Origin of the sequence: Bacillus sp. FSL L8-0152, assembly GCF_038006365.1 — a bacterium.
Classification (GTDB): Bacteria; Bacillota; Bacilli; order Bacillales; family Bacillaceae_G; genus Bacillus_A; species Bacillus_A cereus.
In genome coordinates, this window is the sequence record NZ_JBBOVB010000002.1 from 268,215 (window position 1) to 293,349 (window position 25,135).

The window sequence follows — 25,135 nt, forward strand, 5'->3', positions numbered from 1 at the left end:
ATCAAATAGTTGTTTAATCAAACAAATTATCAATTTCTTCATCACTAAGGTTTAAGGTTTCAAAATCTGATGAAGTAAATTCTTTTGTTTGCATTTGACAACAGGATTGGATATATGTCTGTAGTCGTTCTAGATAATCTGAAAATAAATTTTCTACAAAATCCTTTTGAAAATGACTTGTACTAAATGTCACATGAATTTCTAAGCTTTTATTCTTAACCATGGCCACAATATCCAATAATGCAGTAATATGATTATCTTTTGATTGTTCACTGCCACTTTGATAATCAACAATAGTAAACCATCCATCCCCGAGAGAATTATCTATCTCTCCTAAATAGTTAAAACGAATTATATTTTGAGTTAAATCTTTGCAAGAAGGAAACTTCTCTTTAAGAATTCCATATCCAATTCCCTTATTAGGTCTTTTACGAACCTCTTCTTTAACACTCTTTATTTGATTAGCAATATTATGCGAAACTTGTAATACAATAGGATACATCGTTGTAAACCACCCTACTGTACGTGAAATATCAAGATGCTCAAATAATTCCTCTCGACCATGACCTTCTAACTCAAATTTAATTTGATCTTGGTTTGTATATTTGCCTAAATTTTCTGTCAACACAGCAAGTAACAACTCCATTGGTTGTGTATTGTAAGGCACATTTGCAGTAGTTAATAGTTTTCTTGTATCATCTGCATTCAATGTAAAGGTAAGAGTAGTACAACTTTCAACAGTACTATTTTCTTTTTCTCTATTAATTTGAAAATTATTATCTAGCATGTTATCTATGGATTCCCAATAATCTAATTCAGCACGTACTAAATTAACTCCTCGACTATTTAAAGCTTCAGACCAATCTTGGAAAGAGTTAGTTTTTAATGGTAGCGATGGAACTTCTCCTAAATACAAGCTATTCAAACATCGGTTTGCATCTTCAATTAAAATACGCCAGGACACAGCATCAACAATAAGGTGGTGTGCAGTTAATAATAACAACTGTTGATCATTTGAAAGCTGGAATAAGGCCCCTTTAAATAATGGTCCTACATTCAAATTTAAACTTCCTTTTAACTCTTCACCTTTTATATGAACCTGATTCAAAGCCATTTCAATTGGAATTTCAGACAAATCAAACATGGTAACCTTAGAATCAACAATGGACATATCTTCGTCATAATAGAAGTAATCCTGCTTATCCTCATACCTTAACCGTAACAAATCATGATGATGCATGATCGTATTTAACATCTTATTAATATATTCTTCTTTAACCGGCTTCTTCAAAGACAGTAATACCGATTGATTCCAATGATGCGGGTTCTTAAACTGTTGATTAAGGAACCAACGCATAATAGGAGTAGGCTCTACCTTTCCTGTTACCAATGTTTGTGAGACTGTAACATCTTTTTGTTTAACTAACATTGCTGCCAATTCACTTACAACTGGATAATTTAGTACATCTTTAACTCTAACTTTCCATCCCAGTTCTTGTAATCTAGCGCTCACTTGGATCGCTTTAATAGAATCTCCACCTAAATGATAAAAATTACTATGCAATTCGATTCTATCAGTCTGTAATATTTCCTTGAGAACTTCACTAACCATTGCAGTAACATCTTCATCTACTTCTTCTAAATGAGTATGATTAGAACCGTTATTTAACATCGGATCTGGCAACGCTTGACGATCTACCTTTCCATTAATAGTAAGCGGTAGCTGATCCATATAGATAAAAAATGAAGGAATCATATAACTTGGTAGCATATGCGAAATAAAATTGCGTATTTCTATATTTTGAACACTGTCTTTCAAAACAATGTAAGCAACTAGATGATTTGAATTATCCTCACCTTGCCAATTCACCACTACTACATCTTTAACAGACTTGTGTTGTAACAGTGCATTCTCAACTTCCCCTATTTCAATACGATATCCTTTAACTTTCACTTGAGAATCCATCCGTCCTTGATACTCAATTAATCCATTTGGCAACATGACAGCTAAGTCACCACTTCGATACATCTTCTCACTCGAAATAAATGGATTGGATAAAAAACGTTGCGCTGTTAAATCCGGACGATTTAAATAGCCTTTAGCTACCCCATCACCCGATATATAAATTTCTCCTTTTACACCAATAGGAACCGGCTGAAGATTCTTATCCAATAAATATATTTGAACATTATCAGCTGGTGTACCAATTGGTACGGATGCTCTTCGATCTAGATCTGGATCATAACGATGAATCATACATCCAACCACAGTTTCAGTTGGTCCATATTCATTAATTATTTCAACTTTACCGCTAAAAAGATCATATATCTTTTCGGCGACTGAGGTTTTCAAATCCTCTCCACCCACAATCAATCTGCGAAGAGATGAAACTTTTGGGGGTGAATAGTTATTTAACAATGCTAAATGTGAAGGCGTAACTTTCAACACTGTTACTACATTTTCCTTGAGTATTTTTGACAAAATAAACTCATCTTCATTATCATGATATATTACTAACAATAAACCACTTATTAAAGGAGTGAATATTGAAGTTACTGTTAAATCAAAAGAAACGGATGAATATAATGCAAAAACATCATTTTCACTACTAATATAGTTCTTTTTAGCCCAGGAAATATAGTTAACCAATCCACGTTGAGTGATTACAGTTCCTTTAGGATTCCCCGTGGTTCCAGAGGTATAAATTATATATATTGGATCATTTGGTGCATTTACTAGGTTTAGATTGGCATTATCCCCTTCATAAAGTTTCTGATCACATATATTAATTTTCTCACCTAAATATTCTAAATTACCCTCATTTGTATAGTCAGTTAAAAGTAATGTTGTGCCGCTATCATTCAAAATATAACGAATTCGGTCCTCTGGGTAGGAAGGATCTATAGGCAAATATGTACCTCCAGCCTTAATAACTCCCCAAATTGCAATTACTATCTCAAGTGAATGTTTAGCTAGTATACCCACGACTTGACCATTTTTGATTCCTTTTTCTCGTAACTTTCTTGCTAACTGATTAGATTTCTTATTTAATTCAAGATAAGTCATTGATCTATCAGCATGTTGAATTGCTATTTTTTCTGGTGTCTGTTTTACTTGTTCTTCAAATAATTCTTGAATAGTTTTTTCTTTCGGATACACAACAGCTGTATTGTTAAATTTCTCTAACATAAACTTTTGCTCATCATCCGATAACAAAGATAATTCTTTTATCGATTGATCTTCATTACGTAAAACTTGTTCTATTAAAGCTAAAAACCTCTCATGCATACAATTGATTTGATCTTCTTCAAAATCCGCGACTTTATAATCATATTGAATTTCTAAACCTTCATCTGCCCATTCCTTAATAACTAACTGCAATGAATAGGCTTGGTAACCACTGTAAAACTCCACGTTTTCTAAAGAAAATCCATCAATAGTATTTTTAAGTTTTGTATTATAGTAATTCACACTATATTGAAATAAACCATCGTATCCTTTACTAGTCAATTGCAAGTCTTTTACCAATAAGTTATAAGGATAACGCTGGTGAAATAGACATTGTTTTATTTCATGATTTACTCTTTTAATGAAAGATAGAACACTCTCATCTTCATCCACATTTAACCGTAACGGCATTGTGCTAGTAAACATACCTACTATTTTCTTTTCTAGTACACCGGAACGATTTAGTACAGGAGATCCAAGGATTATGTCTGATTGATCATACATTTTATGAATATAAATAAGCATAAAGGTTGAAAATAATGTATTCATAGATATTCTATATTTTTGTATAAAAGACTGTAGAGCAACCGATTTTTCTTTTTCAATTAAAAATATCTTTCGTTTCCCTTCTAGAGAATGAGATGTTTTTGATAAAAAGAAATCTGGCAGATTCATAAATTTCTCATTCCAATAATTCTTATTTTTTACGTATCGAGGGGATTCCAGATATTTCTCCTCTGCTTGTAAATAAGACAGATAAGTAGATTCAACCGTATCATTTATATGCTCATCATTCTTTAACTTAGAGTAAAAATCGATAATTTGACTCGTCATAAGTTGGATTGTCCAACCATCAGCTATAATATGATGAAACTTAACAAAATAGGAGCTTTCTACATCACTTATTTTCAAGAGCACAAATTCAAACAGAGGGCCTCCTTCAAGTAGAATTTGTTTTTGAAATTCATCCTGGGCCCATTTTCTAGCTTCTAAACTTGGATTATGATGATTAGAAAAATCAATTAAACGTATTGGTGTAGGTTCAAATGGTGATATATATTGGTCGGGTTCTCTATGTTGTTGAAAAATCCGTAGACGTAAACCATCATTTTTCTTAATGAATAATTGAATTGCTTTTTCTAAAATTGTAAAATTAATTTCCCCATTAATAAGAACCATCCCTCCGATGTTATACATAGATGTGTTTGGATAAATTTGTTCATTATACCAAACTCTTTTTTGTGGATGCGTAAGAGAATGTTTTACAATTGTTTGTTGCATATTTCCACTTCCCCTCTATCCACATCCGTTGGTTTTTCCGGAAATTGTATATTAATATAGTGAGGATAAGGATTTATATTCTCAAGATTATGTTCTAAAATTAATATTCCATTTTCGTTGCTAGTTTCCTTAAATCCAGCTAATCGGTACGTAACAAACATCATACGGTTACGGTCAGTCTGTCGAAACTCAGCCAAAAAGCGTTTACCTGCCTGTTTTGTTCTTTCCATTAGATATGTGAGGAGTATAGTACCAACGCCACGGGACATTACACGACAAGACATGAGAAGAAGTTTTAGGCAGTCGGCTTCCTCCGTCCTTTTTACAAGTGTTAAACCAATCTTCCCATAGGAGCCATATTTATCTGATAACTCACAAACTAATAATAAATAATCTGGATGATTACGATAATAGTTTAATTCATCATAATCATAGGTAATACCAGTCGAATTTAATTGATTCGTACGTACTGTTAACTCCTCTGCACGCTGCAAATCTTCCTCACGAGCCTCACTAATCACAAAATTCATCCCAAGTGAAGCTAAAAATTCTTCTTTTGGGCCTACATATTCTTCTTCATCCTTCGTTCTCTTAAGATTTTCTAAATACATCAGTCTTCGACGACCTGAATCTTCTGTAATTCTTTTTGGTTGGAGTCGTGGCAAGTCTAATAACGACTTATATTCATTTACATGTATACACAGAATATCATTATGAACACTCTGTACCTCTTCTAATTCAAAAGGTTGGTCATCAATGAACGCAAAAGTATCAATACCTATGTTTAAATTTTTTCTAATTTTCTCAATGGAACTAGATTTAGAGTTCCAATGAATCTCCGGATATAAAAAATACTCTTCTATTCCAAATTCCCGTAATTTAGCTATTGCATCTTCGTAGTTATTTTTACTAGCAACTGATTGCAGTATTCCACGTCGATCTAATTCACATATAATTTCATAAATTCCAGGTTTTAAAGTAACTGTACCACTCTCTAATAAAACACCATCCCAAATTGTACAATCTAAGTCCCAAACAACACATTTAATTTCCTTACTCATGATAATGCCTCCTTTGTTTTATTCATTTTCACAGTTCCCATCTCCATCACTATAAGCTTATCTGCCAAATGAAAATATTGATCGTCGTGAGTAATAGCAATAATACATTTACCCTTCGCTCGCATTTGAGGTAACAATTCTTCATAAAAGAAGCGTCTATAACCAGGATCTTGATCCGCTGCCCATTCATCAAATAAAAGTATAGGTCGATCTTCCAAATACGTAACCAGCAATGCCAACCTTTTCTTTTGTCCAGTTGATAGTTGCGTAGTAGTAAAGCGCCCATCCTCAATGCCAACCTTGTCACTCAGTTGGAGAAGTTCTAAATAATGATCGATTTCTGCTTTCATTCCTTCTGTATTAATTCCATATAGCCTATCAAAAACATGAAAATCACTCAGGATAGCTGAATAGTATTGATTCAATTCCTCTCGAGCTATTTCTTTTCCATTTAATAAAACGTTACCTTCATTAGGTTCATATAACCCAGTAATCAGTTTTGATAAAGTAGATTTTCCACTCCCATTACCACCAGCAATAAAGACTATTTCTCCAGAATTAAACTCCATGTCTATCGGACCAATACCAAAACCAGTAAAATCTCCATCTTTATTCTTATACTTATAACTTACATTTTGTAGCTGCAAACAAATTGGCACATCTAAGTACTCTTTTGTTGTCACGATTTGCTCATTTGCCTTTATATGATCTACACTCTTCACCATTTGTTGAATACGTTGCCAAGAAATACGTACATTTACGAGCTGAGGGATACCGCCCAGTATTTCATTAACCGGACCTGTCATATACAGAAAAACGATTACATAGTTACTTATCGTCTCTTTCGGCATATTAACAAAAATTTCTGGAAATACGAAAACTACAATACCAATAACAAAAATGAATAATAGTTCTCCCAGAACAAACACATTTGCAAATTTAATATCTCCTATCGTTCGTTTAACACGATAGTTATTACAGCTTTCATTCATAACTTCTCGAAAATCGTTTCGTTTTCCAGTATGAAGCCTAAGCTCTTTGAAACCATGCCTTAGATCACCAATCAAACGAAAATATACATTCTGAATATCTCTTGTTTCATTCCAAACTTTATCTGCTTGTCGTCCGATCAAAGAATATACCCCTGCAGTAATAAAGATGATACACAAGGATAGTAAAAAGGCATACATATTCATTACACCAAGATAGAGAAAACAAAATAGTAACGTTAATAAACTTGTTCCAGCAGTAACTAATAGATTGAGAGAACGAGAGATAACTTCCGTATCGTTATTTAATGTCGCCTCTATTCGGCCCTTCTCAATCAACTCCAATTTGTAATAAGGAGTCTGTAACAACTTATCTGTTAATTCCATCCTTTTTTCATAAACTAGCTCGTTTGTATACGATACAATGCTAGTTCTAATAATACGTTGTGAAAAGACATACATAACGATTCCAAGTACAAAGTAAAACAACAAGCCATTTTCCAAATTATTTGATCTAACAAACGTTTCATTAATCACAAAAATGAGAAAGGCATTACCAAATCCTGATATTAATCCCAAAACAATTAAAGTCAAAAGCGACTTTCCCTTTTGTCTTGGAAAACAAAGATTTAAGAATGTATGGATAACATAGGCCAAACCCACCCCAGCAATTGCATATATTGCAAGTACAACAGTTGAAGGAGCCCAAACTTTTATAAATGCCCACGGAAGCCCTCCAAACAAGAGATTTGGTAGTTGATAAAGTGCATAAATCATTAGCCCATATATCGCAACAACTAATACCATATGTAACCATGTTTTTCCCGTTGGTAATATAAACTTTCTTTTTCTAAAAATAATCTCCCTGATTAAATGAAATAACATGACCAATAACGTTAGTAAACACAAAGATGAGATCACAAATAAGGCTGTTCCTATTTGATCCGTTTTCTTATATTCATCATAGAGTAACGGTTTAACTTCTTTATCTATCATCATATTTAAAAGACTGCTACCGATATAGTAAGTGTAATTACTATTCAGATTTGCTAATACTACGACCCCTATCTGTTCCTCATCACGGAAACCAATATACGATGAATAATTTGGGTTACTTCCACCATGTGAAATTTCCCCTCCACCACTTTGATAGACCTCCCATCCAGCTGCATATGAAGCTCCATTGCTATCTGGGGCAACCTTTCTATTCGCTTTATGAGAATCGTTAATCAATTCCTCCGGAAACATCCTAGGCTTTTCAACCCCAAGCTGTAATTTTAACCATCTTTCCATATCATTTATATTTGAAATAAAATATCCAGCCGGTGTATTCCCCCTATAATTAGGAGCGTCATAGGGTAATGATTGTAAGAAATTACGCTTGTAACCTTGGGCCATGTTATCTAATGGGGCCATCTCACGTCCAGCGTATGTACTCAATAAATCCAACTTTGATAGCACATGATCTTGAACATATCTTTCAAATGATTGATTAGTTGCCTTCTCGATTACTAAGCCTAATAGATCGTAGTTAACCGTAGAATATTCAAAACTGCTACCCGGCTCTCGGTTTAGTCCTATTGGCATAACATTTCTAATCGTTTTCTCAATAGAATCTTTGCCATTGGTTATAGGAATATATCCAATGGCCTTTTCCGGTATTCCACTAGTATGGTGTAATAAGTCATAAAGTGTAATTTCATAAGGTTTGCCTTTATACTCCATTTCAAACCATGAAACATATTTAGTTAAAGAATCACTAAGTTTAATTTTCCCTTCTTTTTCTAGCTGCAATACAGCTAATGCCGTAAAAGCTTTTGAAGTAGAACCTAGCTCGAAAAGCGTCTCATTCGTAACTTGACGTTTTTTGTCTGTATTGGCATAGCCATAATTCTTCTTATAAATCGTTTCGTTTCCTTTTACAATTACTACTGAAAGTCCAGGAATACCCGCTTGAGATATTTGTTCTTCTATATGCTTCTGTATTTTCTTCTCATTAACCTGTACCGTTTCCTGTGCTTCCACCTGTCGATAAGGGAGTACTATTAAAGTCATTAAAATGATAAACTTCAACCATATGTTTAACTTCATATTTTTAGCCCTCTTTTAGTTAACTTGGATTAACTTTTCAATTTTCTTTTTAAATGGTTGCACAACATTTTGACCAATACGTTCAATTTCATGCTCACTAATCTGAGAAGTAATAAGAAAATAATTTGCCCCTATTTCCCAAAAATCAGTTAACGTCGAGATGACTTCCTCATAGCTACCAACAATAGAAATTGAATTAGATGGGTTAACTAAACTTAGACCTCCCCAAAGATGATCATCTATCCACATACTATCTTTTGTAATTAAATCTTTGTATCGGCGAAGTCCAACAGAATCTGCATTATCTAAAAATAGCTTAGTCATCCGCTTTAAGGCTGCTGGTGTTCTCTCAAGTAATTCATATGCTTCTTCATATGCTTCTTCCGAAGTCTCACGAGCAATGATGTCTACTAAAATAGCACATGGAATTTTCTCGCGCCCATATTGCTTAGCGTAATTATTAACTGTTTGATAGTGTTCTCTAAGACTTTTGCGATCTGTTGCATAAAGTATATAAGCATCACCATACTCTGCAGCTACTCTCATTGCCTCCTCGGAGGACCCCGCTACAAAGTAGCGGGCACTTCGAGATAGATCTTCCTTTGGATAAATATCACTATTTTCTACTTGATAAAACTCACCTTTATAGCTAGTTACTCCTCGTCTTAATTGTTGTAACAGCTCAATATATTCTTTTGTCCTAGCATATCGAACATGGTGCGGTTCTGGTAATCCATCACGCGCAAGGACAAGCGAGGCACTTCCAGTTACAATGTTAATATCTGCACGATTACCAATTAAACTATTTAAAGTATTCAATGCTTTTGCTGTTACGGTAGGAAGCATCTGGTTTGTATTTTGCGCAACCAAAATCTTTACAAACTCCGTATTCATTCCAATCATAGACGCTGCTATCATTGGATCAACAGATGTTGGTGCAATGGAAACCAATACCGAGTCAAAGTTATTCTTCTCAGCTCTTTTAGCTTGATTAACATATTCCTCTAGAAGTTCTTTTGTTTGTGGTGTTGGAATAACAGGTAATCCCCAGCAAAACTCAACTTTTGACGGAACTACTTCTTTATTAATCATGTTGTTCCCCCTCCCTTTACTACTTTCTACTTTTTAAAGCAGATAATGTATTTTTCATAACCGATTTCGCTTTCAATAACTCTTTTTTATTTGTTAAATTGTTATTTACTTCTTGATTACTTAAATATTTAGCAAGAGATTTAATTGACGTATGCTCATAAAGAACAACTATAGGTAAGTCTCGTTTAAAGGCCTCTTTTAATTTCACATTAATACGAACAAGATCTAAAGAACTCATTCCTAGATCGAAGAAATTATCGTAAATTCCTATTTCTTCGATTCCAAACATATCTTTTAATAATTCGTATAATTGTTGTTCAATTTCATTAGTTGGTGGTCTATACGTTGTGGAAACATCTGAACGATTCTGCTTTAATCTATTCTTACTTCCTTTTTCCAATAGTTCATTATAATAGTTGGCACCATTTAAAATTTTCCAATGTAAATCTATTGGAGAAACCACGACTTGTTGTTGATTTCTATTGATAATACTACGGAATACTTTTAAACCCTCTTCTACAGTTACACCATCATGTAATACACTTTCCATATCCATATTAAATTGCTTTGCCCATATTTCAGCCGACTTAAGTGACATACCCACCTCTTGCCAATCTGGCCAGTTAATAGCTACAGTGAACACTCCATCATGAGCCCGCTTATAAAACGCAAATGCATCTAAAAATTCATTCGCTGCATTATAACCACTCTGACCAAATTTCATATGATACGCCACATTACCAATTGATGAACATAGTACGAAGAAATCAATTGGTTCATCTTTTAATAAAGCATCGAGTACTAGTGTACCTTTAATTTTCGGAGCTAAAATTTTATTATTAGATTCTTTTTCACGATTCATCATAATACCTAGATAATCAGCGACACCTGCTGCATGAATTACACCATTAATAGAACCAAAACGAGATTTAGCCTTTTCAATTGCCTGTTTCATATCATCTTGATTGGAAACATCAGAACTTAGGATCATGTATTCTGCACCTTGAGACTCCATTGTCAACAAATCAGAAATAACTCGGCTTATACGCTCGTCTTTATTTTCTAGGTACTGTTCCCATTGATTACGAGGTGGGAACTCTGAGCGGCCAATCAATATAAGTTTGACATTTGGTACTCTATTAGCTAAATCTTTTGCAATTTCAAATCCAATTCCACCAAGTCCACCAGTAATTAAATAGACGCCACCCTCTCGTAATCTATCAATTTCTACATCTTCTTCCTCAAAAGGACTTTGAATAATCGTTTGCGCCCATCGATGACGTCCTCGATAAGCTACAACTATATCAGTAGAATCCACAAAACTCTCCATTAAACCCGCTTCTTCAAACATTTGTTGAGAATCTGTATCCATATCAATGGTACGACATTTTATATTTTGAAACTCAAGATTACATATTTTTGAAAAGCCTAGAATTGTAGCTTGCTCTGGCTTTAAGTTCAGCTCTGTACCTGTAACTTCAAACATACGGTCAGTAAAAATGTTTAACTGTAATGCTCCCTCATAATTAATTTTCCCAATTGCTTGTGCAATATAAAGTAACGAATAATATCCTTCATCCATTGATCGTTCAATTCTCTCTTGATCGAGAATAACCTCATTAACTGGATTAAAGCTCCAAGCATGTATAATCTTATTTGGTAATAAATCTTTTTGTTCTAATTCTGAAAATAGCATTTCATAATGCATTTTTTGAGATGGACATATCGTATATAAACCGTCTGATTTTTCAGAGAAAATACCACCTGTTTTAACTTCAATTACATCATGACCTTCTCTTTTTAATTTTTCTATCAGTTGATTGAATCGATTTAGATGATCATTGAAAATAAGCCATTTATATTTTTGTTCTTTCTTTATTTGTATAGATTTTAATGTTTTGCGCTCCCAAGACGGCAAATAAAACCAGTCTTTAATATTAGCCTGTTTAGTATGGCCTCTTGTTTCCTGAGTTAAACTCTGAGATTGAGTATTAAAAAATGGATCAGCTGTAAATCGTTTTTTCATGAAAGGATACGTTGGTAAATCTAATAACCTTTTATTCTCACTGTTATTAAAAGTATTCCAATTTATAGTTCCACCTTGCATCCATAACCGTCCCATTTGCTTGCATAAATGCTCGAAGTCATTTGATTTATCCAGAGGATGACGTAACATGTTTAAAGCCAATTGATCTTTACTTCTATTTAAATGTTTTAATACAAAAGTTGATAATGCATTACCTGGGCCAACCTCAAGGCAAATTACATTTTTCAAATGAAAAATTTCAGATAATCCCTTTGAAAATTGAACAGTACTTCGTAGATGCTGTGCCCAATAAGAAGATGATGTGGCTTGATTTGGTGTAATCATTTCACCTGTAACATTAGATATATAAGGTATTTTAGGACTTGATAATTTTATACTTCCTACAGCTTGCTCAAATGCATCTAGAACTTCATCCATCATTCGAGAATGGAAAGCATGCGAAGTAAATAGACGCGTTGTCTTTACTCCATGATTTAAAAGTAATTCCTCAATCTTATTGATTGCAAGTACAGTACCAGAAATTACTGAATGTTGAGAGGAATTTACAGCTGCTATATCTACATCATCTGTTATATAGGTTTGTAATTCTTCAACAGATAAATTTACACTTAGCATAGCGCCTTCTGATACGCTATTCATTAACTTCCCTCTAATCATTACTAAATGTAATGCATCTTCATAAGACATTACTTCTGCTAAACAAGCTGCTACAAACTCACCAATACTATGGCCAAACATGACCCTTGGATAAACTCCCCAATTCATTAGAAGCTTGGCTAATGCATATTCAATAGTGAATAGTAGAGGTTGCGTCATTGAAGTTCTATTTAACTGTTCAGTTGCTTTATCCTCTGTCTCCTTTGTAGGATACAAAATATTTTTCATGTCTATATCTAACCAATTTGAGAGTAAGGCTAAACCTTGATCAACGTGTTCACGAAATACAGGTTCATTTTCATATAAATCTCTACCCATATTGATATACTGTGATCCTTGCCCTGAAAAAAGAAAGGCTAAAGGTCTACTCTCCATTGCGTTTGTTTTCTCTAGTCCCGTATCACCAAGTTTTTCTATGGCATCCTCTATTCCATTAACAACTACAGCAGTTCTATATGGAAATTCACGACGACCTTTTTGTAATGTATAAGCTGTATCAGATAGTGATATCTCTGGATTCCCCTTCAAATGCAATAATAGATCGTTAGTAGCTTTATCTAAGGATTCCTCTGTTTTTGCTGAAACAGTTAATAAGTTCCAAGATTGTTTTTCAAAATTCTTAGCATTGTCAGGAACAGACTCTAACACTATATGTGCATTAGTTCCACCCATCCCAAACGAACTAACACCCGCTCTTCTAACCTCTTCTTTCCATGGGATAAGTTCCGTATTTACACGAAACGGATTTTTTCCAAAATCAATGCTAGGGTTTGGGTTATTATAATGAAGGCTCGGCGGAATTTTCTTGTTTTTCAAAGCTAAGACCGTCTTTATAAATCCTCCAACTCCTGCTGCAGCATCTAAATGTCCAATGTTCGTCTTCACTGATCCAATTAAAACTCTACCTGGTTCTTGCTTACCAAAAGCTAACTTCAATGCTTCTACTTCTATAGGATCACCTAGTTGCGTACCAGTCCCATGAGTTTCTATATATGAGATTTCTTCAGGCTTAACACCAGCTATTTCATGAGCCGATTTTATAACAGCAGCTTGTCCATCAACCCCTGGCGCTGTAAATCCAGCCTTATTGGACCCATCATTGTTTACTGCAGCTCCCTTAATAACTCCATGTATTAAATTCCCATCTCGAAGAGCGTCCTCTAACCTTTTCAGTACTACAATACCAGCACCATTTCCACCCAGTGTTCCTTGAGCATCCTTATCAAAAGCTCGACAATGACCATCTGGTGAGAAAATCATACCATCTTCATATAAATATCCTGTTTTTGTTGGATAAGTTATACTTACTCCCCCGGCCAAAGCTATATCGCATCGTCCATCAATAAGATCTGCCCATGCGTTTTGAATAGCAACTAAGGAGGTAGAACAAGCTGTTTGTACTGTAATCGCTGGTCCTTTTAGATTTAATTTATAAGCCAATCGAGTAGCAAAGAAATCTTTTTCGTTTAACAACATTGCTTGGAAATCTTCTAATGTATTTGAAGATTCACTAGCAATAGAACGAAGCCAGTGGAAATTTGGTGATCCTCCAACATAAACTCCTGTATTCATATGAGAAGAATTAACCTCACCTGCTTGTTCTAGTGCTTCCCATGCGCATTCATGAAGTATTCGCAGTTGTGGATCCATCATTTCAGCTTCTTTTAGACTGTAATCAAAAAATTCATTATCGAATGCATCTACATCTTCTAAATACCCTTTAGATTTTATATAATTAGGTTTTTGAATCACTTCTTTTGGTATGCCCATCTCACTAAGTTCTTCATCTGTAAATGTACGAATGGATTCTATCCCTTGTTCTAAATTTGACCAGAATTGCTTTAGATTAGAAGCGCCTGGCATACGAGCCGCCATACCAACCACTGCTACATCATTTTTATTCATAGATAAAAAATTTTCTTTCTTAACTTCTTCAGGTTGGTGTTCCATAGCATTATCACTTCTAAAGTAGGAAGCTTGATCATGAACTGTTGGGTATCGGAATAACATAGGCATTGTAAGTTCTTTTTCAAACTTGCTTCGTAAACGAGAAAACAATCGAACCATTTTTAAGGAGTTCCCTCCAACATCAAAGAAATTATCATACAACCCTACTTTTTCTACCCCCAAAACTTCCTTCCAAACATCAGCTACCGTTGTTTCAAGCTCATCTAGTAAATCATTTGGTTGTACTAACTTAGTAGGCTTAGGTAAAGCACGACGATTAACTTTTCCATTCGTAGTTAATGGCATTTCACTTAAAAGTACAAAATACATAGGTATCATATACGAAGGTATTTTGTCAGTAAGATAATAACGTAATTCATTTTGAGATATATCTTGATCAGTTAGTATATAAGCACACAGTTCTTGTTCCTCTCCAAAAGCAATAGATAAAACTACCGCTTCCTTCACATCCGCATGCTGTTGTAAATGATGTTCTATTTCTCCTGTTTCAATTCGATAACCACGTATCTTCACTTGATGATCACTACGACCTATATACTCCATTTCGCCATTTTCAAGAATACGGACTAAATCTCCTGATCTATATAATCTTTCACTTGGATTATAAGGATTCTGTATAAAACGTTCACTGTTTAGTTCAGGACGATTTAGATATCCCCGCGCAACTCCATATCCTCCAACATAAAGTTCCCCTTGCATTCCCTTAGGTGTAGGATTCATATGTTTGTCAAATACATAGCACGAATACGTAGGAAGAGGCACGCCTATAGCACTAAGATTACTGTGCATTTCTTTTTCTCCAATTTCCTTATAAGTAACATGTACTGTCGTCTCAGTTATTCCATACATATTTACTATGACCGTATTAGGTGAACGCTTAAACCAACTTTGCAGTAAACCTGGCTTCAGCATTTCCCCTCCAAATGTAATTAACCTAATTTTAAAAGCAAGTTTAGGCATCTCTTCAACTACTTGTTGAAAAACATAGAATGCAGATGGAGTTTGATTCAATACCGTTACTCCCTCATCTGCAATCAACTGGGCAAGTTTATACGTATCACGGATTGTTTCTTTTGTTGCCAGTACAAGACGTCCACCATAAGTAAGTGATCCAAATATCTCCCAAACTGACATATCAAAACAGAAAGAATGAAATAGTAACCACACATCATCACTAGAGAATTTAAAACTATTTGGTTGATGCATGACAAGTTGTATTACATTACTATGTTCAATCATAACCCCTTTAGGACGTCCTGTTGTTCCAGAAGTATAAATAACATATGCTAAATTATTTGGGGCAACATCTACTCTCTCGAAATCTTGCATAGGTGTCTCATTGAGTTCTTCAATAAAAAGCATTGTGCTATCAAATTTAACTTTATCCTCAAATAAATTTGAGGTTATTATTACATTTGAACCACTATCTTGAAGAATAAAATCAATTCGTTCCTGAGGATAATCAGGATCAATTGGAACATAAGCCCCACCTGCCTTTAAAATACCAAGTAGAGAGATAATCATATTAAATGAGTAATCCAACATTACAGCTACTGGAGAATCTAAAGTTACACCTTCCTTTAGAAGAGCAAATGCCAATTTATCCGCACGCTCATTCAACTCTCCATAAGTCATCTCACTATTCTCAAATGTAAGTGCCACTCTTTCAGGATGCTTTTCAGCTTGCATCTCAATTAATTGATGAAGTGTTGTGTGTGGGAATGTAGCACTTTGATTTTGACCACCTTGAAGTAATAACTTTTCTTCTGCCTTATCTAACATTTTAAGAGTTTGTATTGGTTGTCCTTCATCTAAGAGCATTGAATCTAATAGCTTTATAAAATGATTAGTTATACTGGTAATAATGGATTCATCAAATACATCTTCAGGCCACATCATTGCAAGTTTAATAGAATCGAAACACTCTATTGAGACAGTTAAATCATAGTTGGTCATTTCATTTACTTCATAACCTGAAATTCTTACACCTTCATCAATTTCTTTCAGCTTTTCTATATCAAGAGGGTAATTCTCAACTACCATAATAGTGTCAAATGACACGTTTAAATCAACAATTGGAGTCGTTTCATATTCAGTTCTTCTTTGGACATCACTTTGAATTCTTTGTAAAAGATCTGAAACAGTCATTCTCCCATCAGCACTTACACGAAGTGGTGGTGTATTTATAAATAAACCTACCATTTCACTCAGACCATGCATTGGAATTGAACGACCAGATACTGTTGTACCGAATATTACGTCCTCTGAATTTTTGTATCTTTGTAATAATAGACCCCAGGCTGTATAAAATAATGTAGCCAATGTTACACCTTGATTACTTGCAAAACTTCGGAATCTATCACTTCGCTCTTTATCTATCTCTTTTACATATGTTTTTGCTTTTTTTAGTTCATTAGAATTCTTATTGGATAAATTTATTTGTTCAGTTAATTCATTTAAATATTGTTCCCAAAAAAGCTTTTGTTTTGATTTATCTTGTTTTTGTTGCCATAGTATATATTCTTTAAATTTCTTTTTATTTATAGATGATGGTACCTCTCCCTTTATTAACTCTCGATATACCTTAATAAACTCTTGTAAAATAATACTATTACTCCAACCATCAAACAAAATATGATGATGACGTAAAACCATTTCATATTCGCCTTCGTTCAAATGGCACAGTTCGATAGAAAAGGGAACTGTTTGTAAATCAAAGCTTTCTGTATTATTAGAGACTTTACCATCACTATATATAATCTTCGGAGTATGCTTTTTTAGTATAAGTTGTACAGGTTGTTTAACTTTTTCCCATCGAAAAATTGTACGTAGCATTTCATTTTCCCGCGTCACATAATTCCACGCCTCTTCAAACTTTGGAATATTAATTTTTCCAGTTAAGCAAAGTCGAAGTTCTTCATGATATAGCTTTCCTTCGGGTTCTTTCAAATAATGATAAAGAATACCTTCCTGCACTGGTGTAAGGGCGATTACATCTTCAATATCTTCTTTATGAATCTTTACTGCTTTCCTCATTAACAGAACCTCCTACAAGTGGGGTATGGTGTGAATATTTATCGGAACCTAATAAGGCAAGTGCTTTTCTATCTATCTTTCCGCTATCCGTTAATGGCATTTCATTTACACGTACAAAACGGTTAGGTATCATATAATCTGGTAAAAATAAGCGAAGATATTTTTTTAACTTCTCTAACTCAATATCATTTTCTGACTCATAGAAAGCTATTAACTTAACTACCATCTCAGATTCTTGTCTTACAATTACCGCACATTGTAAAACTCCTTCACAAGACATTAAACACGATTCTATTTCCCCTAACTCAATACGAAGCCCATTAACTTTAACTTGAAAATCAATCCTTCCATGAAACTCAATATTCCCATCCGATCTTATTAAAGCTAAGTCACCGGTTTTATATATACGGGTATCAAGGGAATATTGTACAAACTTTTCTGCCGTTAATTGCGGCCTATTTACATATCCACGTGCTAATCCTATACCTGAGATACATAATTCTCCTATATGACCTTCCGGAAGTTTATTACCATATTTATCAACAACAAACATCTCAATATTCCTAATTGGTCGCCCTATTGGAACGCTCCCTTCTGTAATCTCTTGTGTCGGACAATCATAAGCAGTCACATCAATGGTTGCTTCAGTAGGTCCGTACAGATTAGTGAGAAGTGTACCATTAAAGAAATTTAGTAGCTTGTTAAAACGGTTTACATGTTGAGACAGTAATGCCTCACCACTAACAAATACTTGTTTCAACGATTTTATTCGGTTAGTTTCACCTGTCACATCAAGATAGTGTAAAAATGCACTTAACATAGATGGTACAAAATGCATAATTGTCACGTCATTACTTTCAGTTGTCTCAATAATGGCCTGTGGAAACTTCTCCATCCCTGGCGCAAGAATACATACTCTGGCTCCAACTATGGCCCACCAGAACATCTCCCATACGGATACATCAAATGTATAAGGGGTCTTTTGTAAAATAGTATCCTTTGAACTAATTGGATAAGCCTCTTGCATCCACTCAATTCGATTTATTAAGGCCAAATGCTCAATCATAACACCTTTAGGTTTCCCGGTTGAACCGGAAGTGTATATTACATACACAAGATCAGAGGGTTTGTTAATACACTCTAGATTTTCACTCTTTCCTTCATAGGAAATCGAATCTAAAGCCAACATATCAACTTTCAAACTATCTTGAAAACGATGTAGGATTTGCTTTTGCGTCAGTATTAATTTAGCACCGCTATCTTCTATAATGAATTGTAATCGTGATGATGGATGATTTGGGGAAAGCGGCAGATATGCTCCGCCCGCTTTTAATATCCCGAAAATTCCGACAACCATTTCGATAGATCGCTCTACCATAATACCTACAACTGTATCTGGTCCAACTCCACCTTCACGTAAAAGACGAGCCAATTGGTTACTTTTTTCATTTAATTCCTTATAGGTTAATGTTTCCTTTTTAAAAATAACAGCAACCTCATCTGGCGTACGGACTACTTGTTCTTCAAACAGCTTCTGTATACATGTACTCATCCGGGTTGTATCACTCCTTTAGTTACAGGTATTTTTTCAATGGCGCGTTTTGCTTTTTTAGCAAATCCCTTACCAAGTAATAGCTGATGAATCTGATTACTCCCCTCAACGATCTCCATTGTTTTAGAATCTCTAAAACACCTTGATATTGAATAATTATCATTACAACCAAGTGCTCCCATAATCTGTACAGCATTCGTAGAATGCCTTGTACCTGAGCGCGATGCAAAATATTTTGCAATCATAATCTTTTCAGTAGCATCAGCTCGATGTTCATTTTTGGCCTTACAAGCTTCTAAACTAAGGAGTATAGAAGCTTCTAAATCTACTCCCATATCCGTAACCATATGTGAAATCATGCCATGATCAATTAGAGAGTTACCAAATGCGCTTCTATGTAATACATGATTCCCACAGATTTCTAAACAAGTACGTAATACACCAAGAGCAGCAAAGGCAATTGAAATACGTCCAAATTCTAAAGCATACGGTGCAAGGTAAGTAAAAGCAAATCCTGGTCTACCAATGATATTTTCTAAAGGTATTTCTACATTATTGAATTCAATTTCTGCCAAATATGCAGCTTTAAATCCAAGCATGTCTCTTATATGAGTAACATTTACTCCCACACTATCTTTTGGTACTAAACAGGCAATTGGTTGTTCTCCATTTAGTTTTCCAAATACCAAAAACACATCAGCAGCTGCACCAAAAGTGATCCACTTCTTCACTCCATTAAGTATTAATTTATCCCCGTGTTGATCGAAGTTCGTTTTAATCATATTTAAATCTGATCCTGCTCCAGGTTCAGTAAGAGCTAATGCAGCTATTTGATTACCAGATGCAAGTAATGGTAACCAATGATTTTTTTGATTTTCTGTTCCCCATTTTAAAATCGTTTCTGTTACCATCGTATGGACATTAAATAATCCCGAAAGAGAGACACTACCTCTTGCTATGGCTTCAGTAAATAACCCATACGTTATATAATCCCATTCTAATCCACCATACTCCGCTGGAAGCGTTCCACCTAAATAACCATTTTTAGCACAAGTCTTTATTATGTCTGACGGAATGCCTTGTTCAATCTCCCAACTATTAGCATGAGGTTCTATATATTCACAAACAAAATCCAAAAAATTCTGATACATTTTATATTGAGATGGCTCTAAGTATTGTTTCATGTCCATTACCGAACCATTTGCTTATTTCTTATAAAATTACCAATAGAATTTACAGACTTATAGTTATCCATATCTAAGTCATCCATAGTTACCTTTATGGCAAATTCTTTTTCAAGAAAAGTCATCAATTGGATTGCAAATAAAGAATTAACTAATCCTTCTTCAAAAATCTCAGTATCATCATTAAATTCAATACCTACATGATCTTGAATATACATATGAATAATTTGTTCTAAATTTTTATCTTGCATTTTATACACCCCTATTTGTAATTTTTAATTTTAATAAGCGTAAAAACCTTTACCACTCTTTCTACCACATTCACCTGCATCCACCATCTTTTTAAGTAATGGACAACATCTAAACTTTGGATCTTGATATTCCTCATAAAGTACATTTAATGAATGTAATACTGTATCTAACCCAATTAAATCTGCTGTTTCTAATGGACCCATTGTGTGTCCAAAGCATTTTTTAAATATATCGTCTACCTGTTTAGGTGTTGCTACACCATCCATTACAACCCAAGCTGATTCATTCATGAATAAGTGGGAGATACGGTTAGAAACAAAACCAGTCTGATCATTAACAACTATTGCATCTTTATCTAATTGTTTTAGGAAAGCTTGAGCCTTCGTGACCGTTTCATCTGAAGTTAAATATCCTCTAATAACTTCTATAGATGGTTTCATATATACCGGATTCATAAAATGCATTCCTATTATTTTATCTGGACGCTTTGTTACTCCTCCTACTTTTGTTATTGAGATACAAGACGTATTGACTCCGAAAATTGTATCCTTTTTACATATCTCATCTAATCTTCTATAGATCGGCTCTTTAATTTGCCAGTTTTCTGGAACATTTTCTACTATATAATCACATTCAGCCACTTCATCAAGATTAGTAGAGCTACTTATTAACGAAAGTACTTCTTCCTTATGCATTCTAGGAAATGCTTTATTAATTAGAGGAGCAAAGCGAACTGTCTCTAATATTTTCTCTTCCGCTATTTCTAACTGCTCTTCTGTAACATCAATTAATACCGTTTCTAGACCATGCAGCACTAAATCTACTGCCATGCCGATCCCCATTGTTCCAGCACCTACAATACCAATTTTCTTGAACATTTATCCATCATCGCTCCCTTAATATATTTATAATTTATATCTAAAAACTTTTACATTGAAGAACTCTTTGCAGGTAACGTTTTTGTTCTCTCTCTTTAATCTGTTTTTCAGTAAGTGCTGTTTTCATCATTTGGATTGCTTCTTCTACATCACTTTTCTCCACTGAATACCCCGAATTAATTTTTTCTTCCAATTGACTTTGGACCTTTTGAAATGGGAGTACTACCTTTTTCTGATAATCACTTAAATCTGTATTATAATTTTTTGTACTTACAACTACAGTTAAACACCCTGATATAACTTCTTCATAATCAGATTCTTGTAATGTAAAAGAATTTTTTGTACTTAGGATATCTTTCTCCCTTTCATAATTACATGTCGATATAGCAGGGTTAATAGCTTGCAGAAGATACTTCAAGACTTCCTTTGGTCCCATTTCAATAGCTTTCATAGACCCTTGATTCATTAGATAGTGAATCATGTCCAACCATTTCACAGGCTTTATTAATTGTAAGTAAAGGTTTTCTCTTATATTTTCTATACCTTTATACATTGAACTATCATGATTCGCTATGACAGGTACTAATGGCTGTTTCATATCTATATTTTCTAGTACACTCTTATATTTTTCAGCAGCAGGTTGCATCATAGGAGAATGAAATGGTCCACTTAATTTAAGGGGGATTGCAATTCCCCCATGCTCTACTACCATTTCACAAGCTAACTGAACCGCAGAGTTTGTACCAGAAATTGATGTTTTATTTGGAGTGTCATAAGCCGATATATATACTTCCTGTCCCTTGGTTAACAATTCTGAACAAATACCTTCAACAATTTCTGGAGCAAGATTGTTAACCCATGCCATAGTTCCATCTATAGTCAATGCATAGTTACTCAAAATCGTACTACGTTCTTGTACTAATTTTAAGGTATCTGAAAATGCAATTGCTCCAGAAGCACATAGAGCTGTATATTCTCCCAAAGAATATCCAATCATTACCTCTGGTTTATTGCCTATTTCCTGTTCAAAAACTCGAAAAGCTGCCATGCTAGTTGTTACTAACGCAGTCTGTGAATTTTGTAACTTTTCAAGGTCAGCTTTGTATATCTTCTCCATACAAAGGGAAGCCATGTCTATTTTTAGAGTGTCACTTGCTTCTTCAAATATCTCACGTGCTACAGGGAAGTTTTCATAAAGGTACTTACCCATTCCAGAATAATGGGATCCTACGCCAGGAAACATAAATACAATATTCATTTTTTTATCTCCCTTTTTTTCATCTTAAGCTATCTTCAACTCTATCTAATAAAGCTTGTCCCTCTTCAGTTTTTCTTAAATTCACTAAATCAACTACATAGCGAATATCTGATACATCATTCCATCCTAAATCCAGTGCAAGATTCATATGCTTTAACGAAAGATCGATTCTATCAATTAATGAATAACCACATGAAAGTAAAAAGTGATGCCATGCATTTAAATCTCCTACAGTACGAGCTTTTTGTACAAACTCACTAGCTTTATTAAAATCTGAATAGTATCTTAGTTGATGGTATGCGGTAAAAACGAAATTATCTAATTCGTTATAAGGAAACACATAAGCTGTATAGGTTTGAAGATTTGTGAATCCAACTTTTCCCGCTAGTTTAATAGATGGAATACGAAAATCCTCTGTCTTCCAATGTGGTGTTCTTCCTTGTTTTAAACAGTCATCCAAGAATGCTCTTGCAGCCAACCAAGCATACCCTTTACCTCGCTGGAATAAATCATAAGTGTTAATTCCAATTTCCACATCAGTATCTGTCGCAAAAACCGATAAGCAGCTAGTTACAACTTGTTCATGTACCATTACTACATAACCAAATCCATTTCGAATGAAATCCTGAGTTGACTCCCAAAAATCAACAATATCATCCCGTACCATTGCGAACTTTTTATCTGATAACATGTCGATTGTAATACGTTCCACCGTTACCTCATCAGGCATATTAGGTTTAGATAACTTATTATAAGACTCCGGATCAAAAGTAAATGTTACTCGAGTGTAAGGTTTAGGAATAAACATTTGCAATTGTTCCTCGACAACCTGTTTCCATTTTGATTCGGGTAATAATTCAACCTGAAAAAAGTCATCCCCTATCTGCTGAGCCTCAGGTGCAATTACTTCTTTAATAAAAGTTGGTAGACTTGAAACAAAATTACTTGTAGGATCACCTAATAAATAAAAAATTTCTTGTTCTGCCCATACAAGTGCACATCTAGGGTTATTAGGATTATCCACATAAATATGTCCCTTATTGTAACCATGAGCTATACCATTAAGTATTGGATGGTTCTTATACTCAACGAGAAGTGGAGATATTTGTTTGAATTCATCCTTTTCTTTTACCAATTCATAAATCATATTCTTAAAAGTCCTCCCTTTTGAGAACAAGTGTGAAGTGCATGCTGCGCAATAATTGGCTGAAGTACCTGCGAGGTACCTTCAATAATTTCTAAAACCTTTGCTTCCCTAAATAAACGCTCAACAGGATATTCTCTTGAAAACCCGTTTCCACCAAACACTTGGACAGCGTCTGTGGCTACCTTCATAGCCATCTTTGAGGCAAAATATTTTGCAATGGTTGTTTCAATTACAGCATCAGTATGTCTATCCTGACGCTTTTTCCCAGCCTCTTGGCATAACGAACGAGCTGCTTTTATATTTACACTTGCTTCTGCTAAAATTGTTTGAATTGCTTCATATTCACATATATATTTATTTCCTTGTTTTCTTCTTCTTGAATAAGCTACCATTGCTTCTAGTGCTTCTTGAGCAATGGCTACTCCCGCCCAGGCAATACTATATCTACCATGATCAAGGGCTGTGTTAACTACATAACTCCATCCACCCCCAATTGGTCCTAACAAATTTTCAGCTGGTACCTTTACATCTTGCAAATGAATCTCAGCTATATGCGAGGAATTACTTGCTAACAGTTTACTCATTTTATTTGTAGAAACACCCGTCATTGACCGTTCAACAATAAAAGCGCTAACTTTTCCCTCACTAGACGCAAAAACTAAAAAACAATCCGCAATGTCAGCAAAAGAAATCCATTTTTTGTGCCCATTAAGAATAAAATGATCATTAACTTGTTTATAGGAAGTTCCAACCGCTTTTGCATCAGAACCAACCTCCGGCTCAGTTAGGGCAAATGAAAATAATAGGTTCCCCTTTGCCATCTCAGGTAACCATTTTCTCTTTTGCTCTTCAGTCCCCCACCTTTTAATTGACTCCCCTACTAAAGATACATGAACTGTAAGTAATTCACGAACCGAATTACAAGCTTTACCAATGATTTCAGTAAGACGACCATAATCTAAAGAATCAAGAGAAAGCCCACCATATTCTTTTGGTATCGTTGCACCCAATACACCATAACTTGAGATTTCTTGTATCACATCATAGGGAAGCTCTTCATTACTTTCAAACTCACTTGCTCGAGGCCGAAGCTTCTTTTCCGCAAACTCATCAACTACTCCCAGAATCTCTTCTGCATTACTCATACTGTGAAATTCCCATTCTTCTTTTTGTTAATTAGATCAACCATATTATTAATAGTAGAAAAGTTTATAATATCAAGTTCATCATTATCTACTACTATATCAAACTCCGTTTCTATGAAATTTAACATTTGCATAGCAAAGAGCGAATTTACATAACCTTTTTCAAATATGTTTTCATCATTAGCAACAATAGTTTCCTCTGCATTAAAAATAATAAGATTTTTTTTAATGTATTGACGTATTTTTTCATGATTATCCATGTAATTAC

13 protein-coding genes are annotated in these 25,135 nt (G+C 34.4%); all 13 read right to left on the reverse strand.

Annotated features, from left to right (window positions below; translation table 11 throughout):
• Window positions 1-13: 13 nt before the first annotated feature.
• From MHH27_RS29575 to MHH27_RS29635, 13 genes are read right to left on the reverse strand one after another with little or no spacing between them, the layout of a single operon-like run.
• On the reverse strand, window positions 14-4,510 hold the full coding sequence (locus MHH27_RS29575) for an amino acid adenylation domain-containing protein (protein WP_340945250.1): 4,497 nt from the start codon (window positions 4,508-4,510) through the stop codon (window positions 14-16).
• The gene (locus tag MHH27_RS29580) at window positions 4,492-5,571 is read right to left on the reverse strand and encodes an HAD-IIIC family phosphatase (RefSeq protein WP_098566769.1); all 1,080 of its coding nucleotides are present in this window, start codon (window positions 5,569-5,571) and stop codon (window positions 4,492-4,494) included. Before MHH27_RS29580 ends, MHH27_RS29575 begins: the two co-directional genes overlap by 19 nt.
• Window positions 5,568-8,651, reverse strand: a complete 3,084-nt coding sequence (locus tag MHH27_RS29585; protein WP_340945252.1) for a cyclic peptide export ABC transporter — start codon at window positions 8,649-8,651, stop codon at window positions 5,568-5,570. Before MHH27_RS29585 ends, MHH27_RS29580 begins: the two co-directional genes overlap by 4 nt.
• Before the next feature lie 15 nt (window positions 8,652-8,666).
• Window positions 8,667-9,743: an LLM class flavin-dependent oxidoreductase gene (locus tag MHH27_RS29590; protein WP_000608547.1), complete on the reverse strand. Its 1,077-nt coding sequence runs from the start codon at window positions 9,741-9,743 to the stop codon at window positions 8,667-8,669.
• A 19-nt stretch (window positions 9,744-9,762) separates the two neighbouring features.
• Window positions 9,763-17,451: a non-ribosomal peptide synthetase/type I polyketide synthase gene (locus MHH27_RS29595; protein WP_340945254.1), complete on the reverse strand. Its 7,689-nt coding sequence runs from the start codon at window positions 17,449-17,451 to the stop codon at window positions 9,763-9,765.
• Window positions 17,426-19,003 (reverse strand): zwittermicin A synthase ZmaJ, encoded by a 1,578-nt coding sequence (gene zmaJ, locus MHH27_RS29600; RefSeq protein WP_340945257.1) that lies wholly within the window; start codon window positions 19,001-19,003, stop codon window positions 17,426-17,428. Before zmaJ ends, MHH27_RS29595 begins: the two co-directional genes overlap by 26 nt.
• The gene (locus tag MHH27_RS29605) at window positions 19,000-20,193 is read right to left on the reverse strand and encodes an acyl-CoA dehydrogenase family protein (RefSeq protein ID WP_098014609.1); all 1,194 of its coding nucleotides are present in this window, start codon (window positions 20,191-20,193) and stop codon (window positions 19,000-19,002) included. Before MHH27_RS29605 ends, zmaJ begins: the two co-directional genes overlap by 4 nt.
• The gene (locus MHH27_RS29610; RefSeq protein WP_001152970.1) at window positions 20,193-20,438 is read right to left on the reverse strand and encodes an acyl carrier protein; all 246 of its coding nucleotides are present in this window, start codon (window positions 20,436-20,438) and stop codon (window positions 20,193-20,195) included. Before MHH27_RS29610 ends, MHH27_RS29605 begins: the two co-directional genes overlap by 1 nt.
• Before the next feature lie 30 nt (window positions 20,439-20,468).
• Window positions 20,469-21,317: a 3-hydroxyacyl-CoA dehydrogenase family protein gene (locus MHH27_RS29615; protein ID WP_000473349.1), complete on the reverse strand. Its 849-nt coding sequence runs from the start codon at window positions 21,315-21,317 to the stop codon at window positions 20,469-20,471.
• 40 nt (window positions 21,318-21,357) lie between these two features.
• Window positions 21,358-22,575 (reverse strand): ACP S-malonyltransferase, encoded by a 1,218-nt coding sequence (locus MHH27_RS29620; RefSeq protein ID WP_098251265.1) that lies wholly within the window; start codon window positions 22,573-22,575, stop codon window positions 21,358-21,360.
• 19 nt (window positions 22,576-22,594) lie between these two features.
• Window positions 22,595-23,722: a GNAT family N-acetyltransferase gene (locus MHH27_RS29625; protein WP_340945263.1), complete on the reverse strand. Its 1,128-nt coding sequence runs from the start codon at window positions 23,720-23,722 to the stop codon at window positions 22,595-22,597.
• Window positions 23,719-24,867, reverse strand: coding sequence for an acyl-CoA dehydrogenase family protein (locus tag MHH27_RS29630; RefSeq protein ID WP_000063355.1), 1,149 nt, complete (start codon window positions 24,865-24,867; stop codon window positions 23,719-23,721). Before MHH27_RS29630 ends, MHH27_RS29625 begins: the two co-directional genes overlap by 4 nt.
• Window positions 24,864-25,127, reverse strand: a complete 264-nt coding sequence (locus tag MHH27_RS29635; RefSeq protein WP_000368640.1) for an acyl carrier protein — start codon at window positions 25,125-25,127, stop codon at window positions 24,864-24,866. The genes MHH27_RS29630 and MHH27_RS29635 overlap by 4 nt, the downstream gene beginning before the upstream one ends.
• Between the last annotated feature and the right edge of the window lie 8 nt (window positions 25,128-25,135).

What these genes read in the sequence shown, in the direction of transcription:
- MHH27_RS29575 (WP_340945250.1), bottom strand. Translation starts at nt 4,510, where the DNA reads ATGCAACAAACAATTGTAAAACATTCTCTTACGCATCCACAAAAAAGA.
- MHH27_RS29580 (WP_098566769.1), bottom strand. Translation starts at nt 5,571, where the DNA reads ATGAGTAAGGAAATTAAATGTGTTGTTTGGGACTTAGATTGTACAATT.
- MHH27_RS29585 (WP_340945252.1), bottom strand. Translation starts at nt 8,651, where the DNA reads ATGAAGTTAAACATATGGTTGAAGTTTATCATTTTAATGACTTTAATA.
- MHH27_RS29590 (WP_000608547.1), bottom strand. Translation starts at nt 9,743, where the DNA reads ATGATTAATAAAGAAGTAGTTCCGTCAAAAGTTGAGTTTTGCTGGGGA.
- MHH27_RS29595 (WP_340945254.1), bottom strand. Translation starts at nt 17,451, where the DNA reads ATGAGGAAAGCAGTAAAGATTCATAAAGAAGATATTGAAGATGTAATC.
- zmaJ (WP_340945257.1), bottom strand. Translation starts at nt 19,003, where the DNA reads ATGAGTACATGTATACAGAAGCTGTTTGAAGAACAAGTAGTCCGTACG.
- MHH27_RS29605 (WP_098014609.1), bottom strand. Translation starts at nt 20,193, where the DNA reads ATGGACATGAAACAATACTTAGAGCCATCTCAATATAAAATGTATCAG.
- MHH27_RS29610 (WP_001152970.1), bottom strand. Translation starts at nt 20,438, where the DNA reads ATGCAAGATAAAAATTTAGAACAAATTATTCATATGTATATTCAAGAT.
- MHH27_RS29615 (WP_000473349.1), bottom strand. Translation starts at nt 21,317, where the DNA reads ATGTTCAAGAAAATTGGTATTGTAGGTGCTGGAACAATGGGGATCGGC.
- MHH27_RS29620 (WP_098251265.1), bottom strand. Translation starts at nt 22,575, where the DNA reads ATGAATATTGTATTTATGTTTCCTGGCGTAGGATCCCATTATTCTGGA.
- MHH27_RS29625 (WP_340945263.1), bottom strand. Translation starts at nt 23,722, where the DNA reads ATGATTTATGAATTGGTAAAAGAAAAGGATGAATTCAAACAAATATCT.
- MHH27_RS29630 (WP_000063355.1), bottom strand. Translation starts at nt 24,867, where the DNA reads ATGAGTAATGCAGAAGAGATTCTGGGAGTAGTTGATGAGTTTGCGGAA.
- MHH27_RS29635 (WP_000368640.1), bottom strand. Translation starts at nt 25,127, where the DNA reads ATGGATAATCATGAAAAAATACGTCAATACATTAAAAAAAATCTTATT.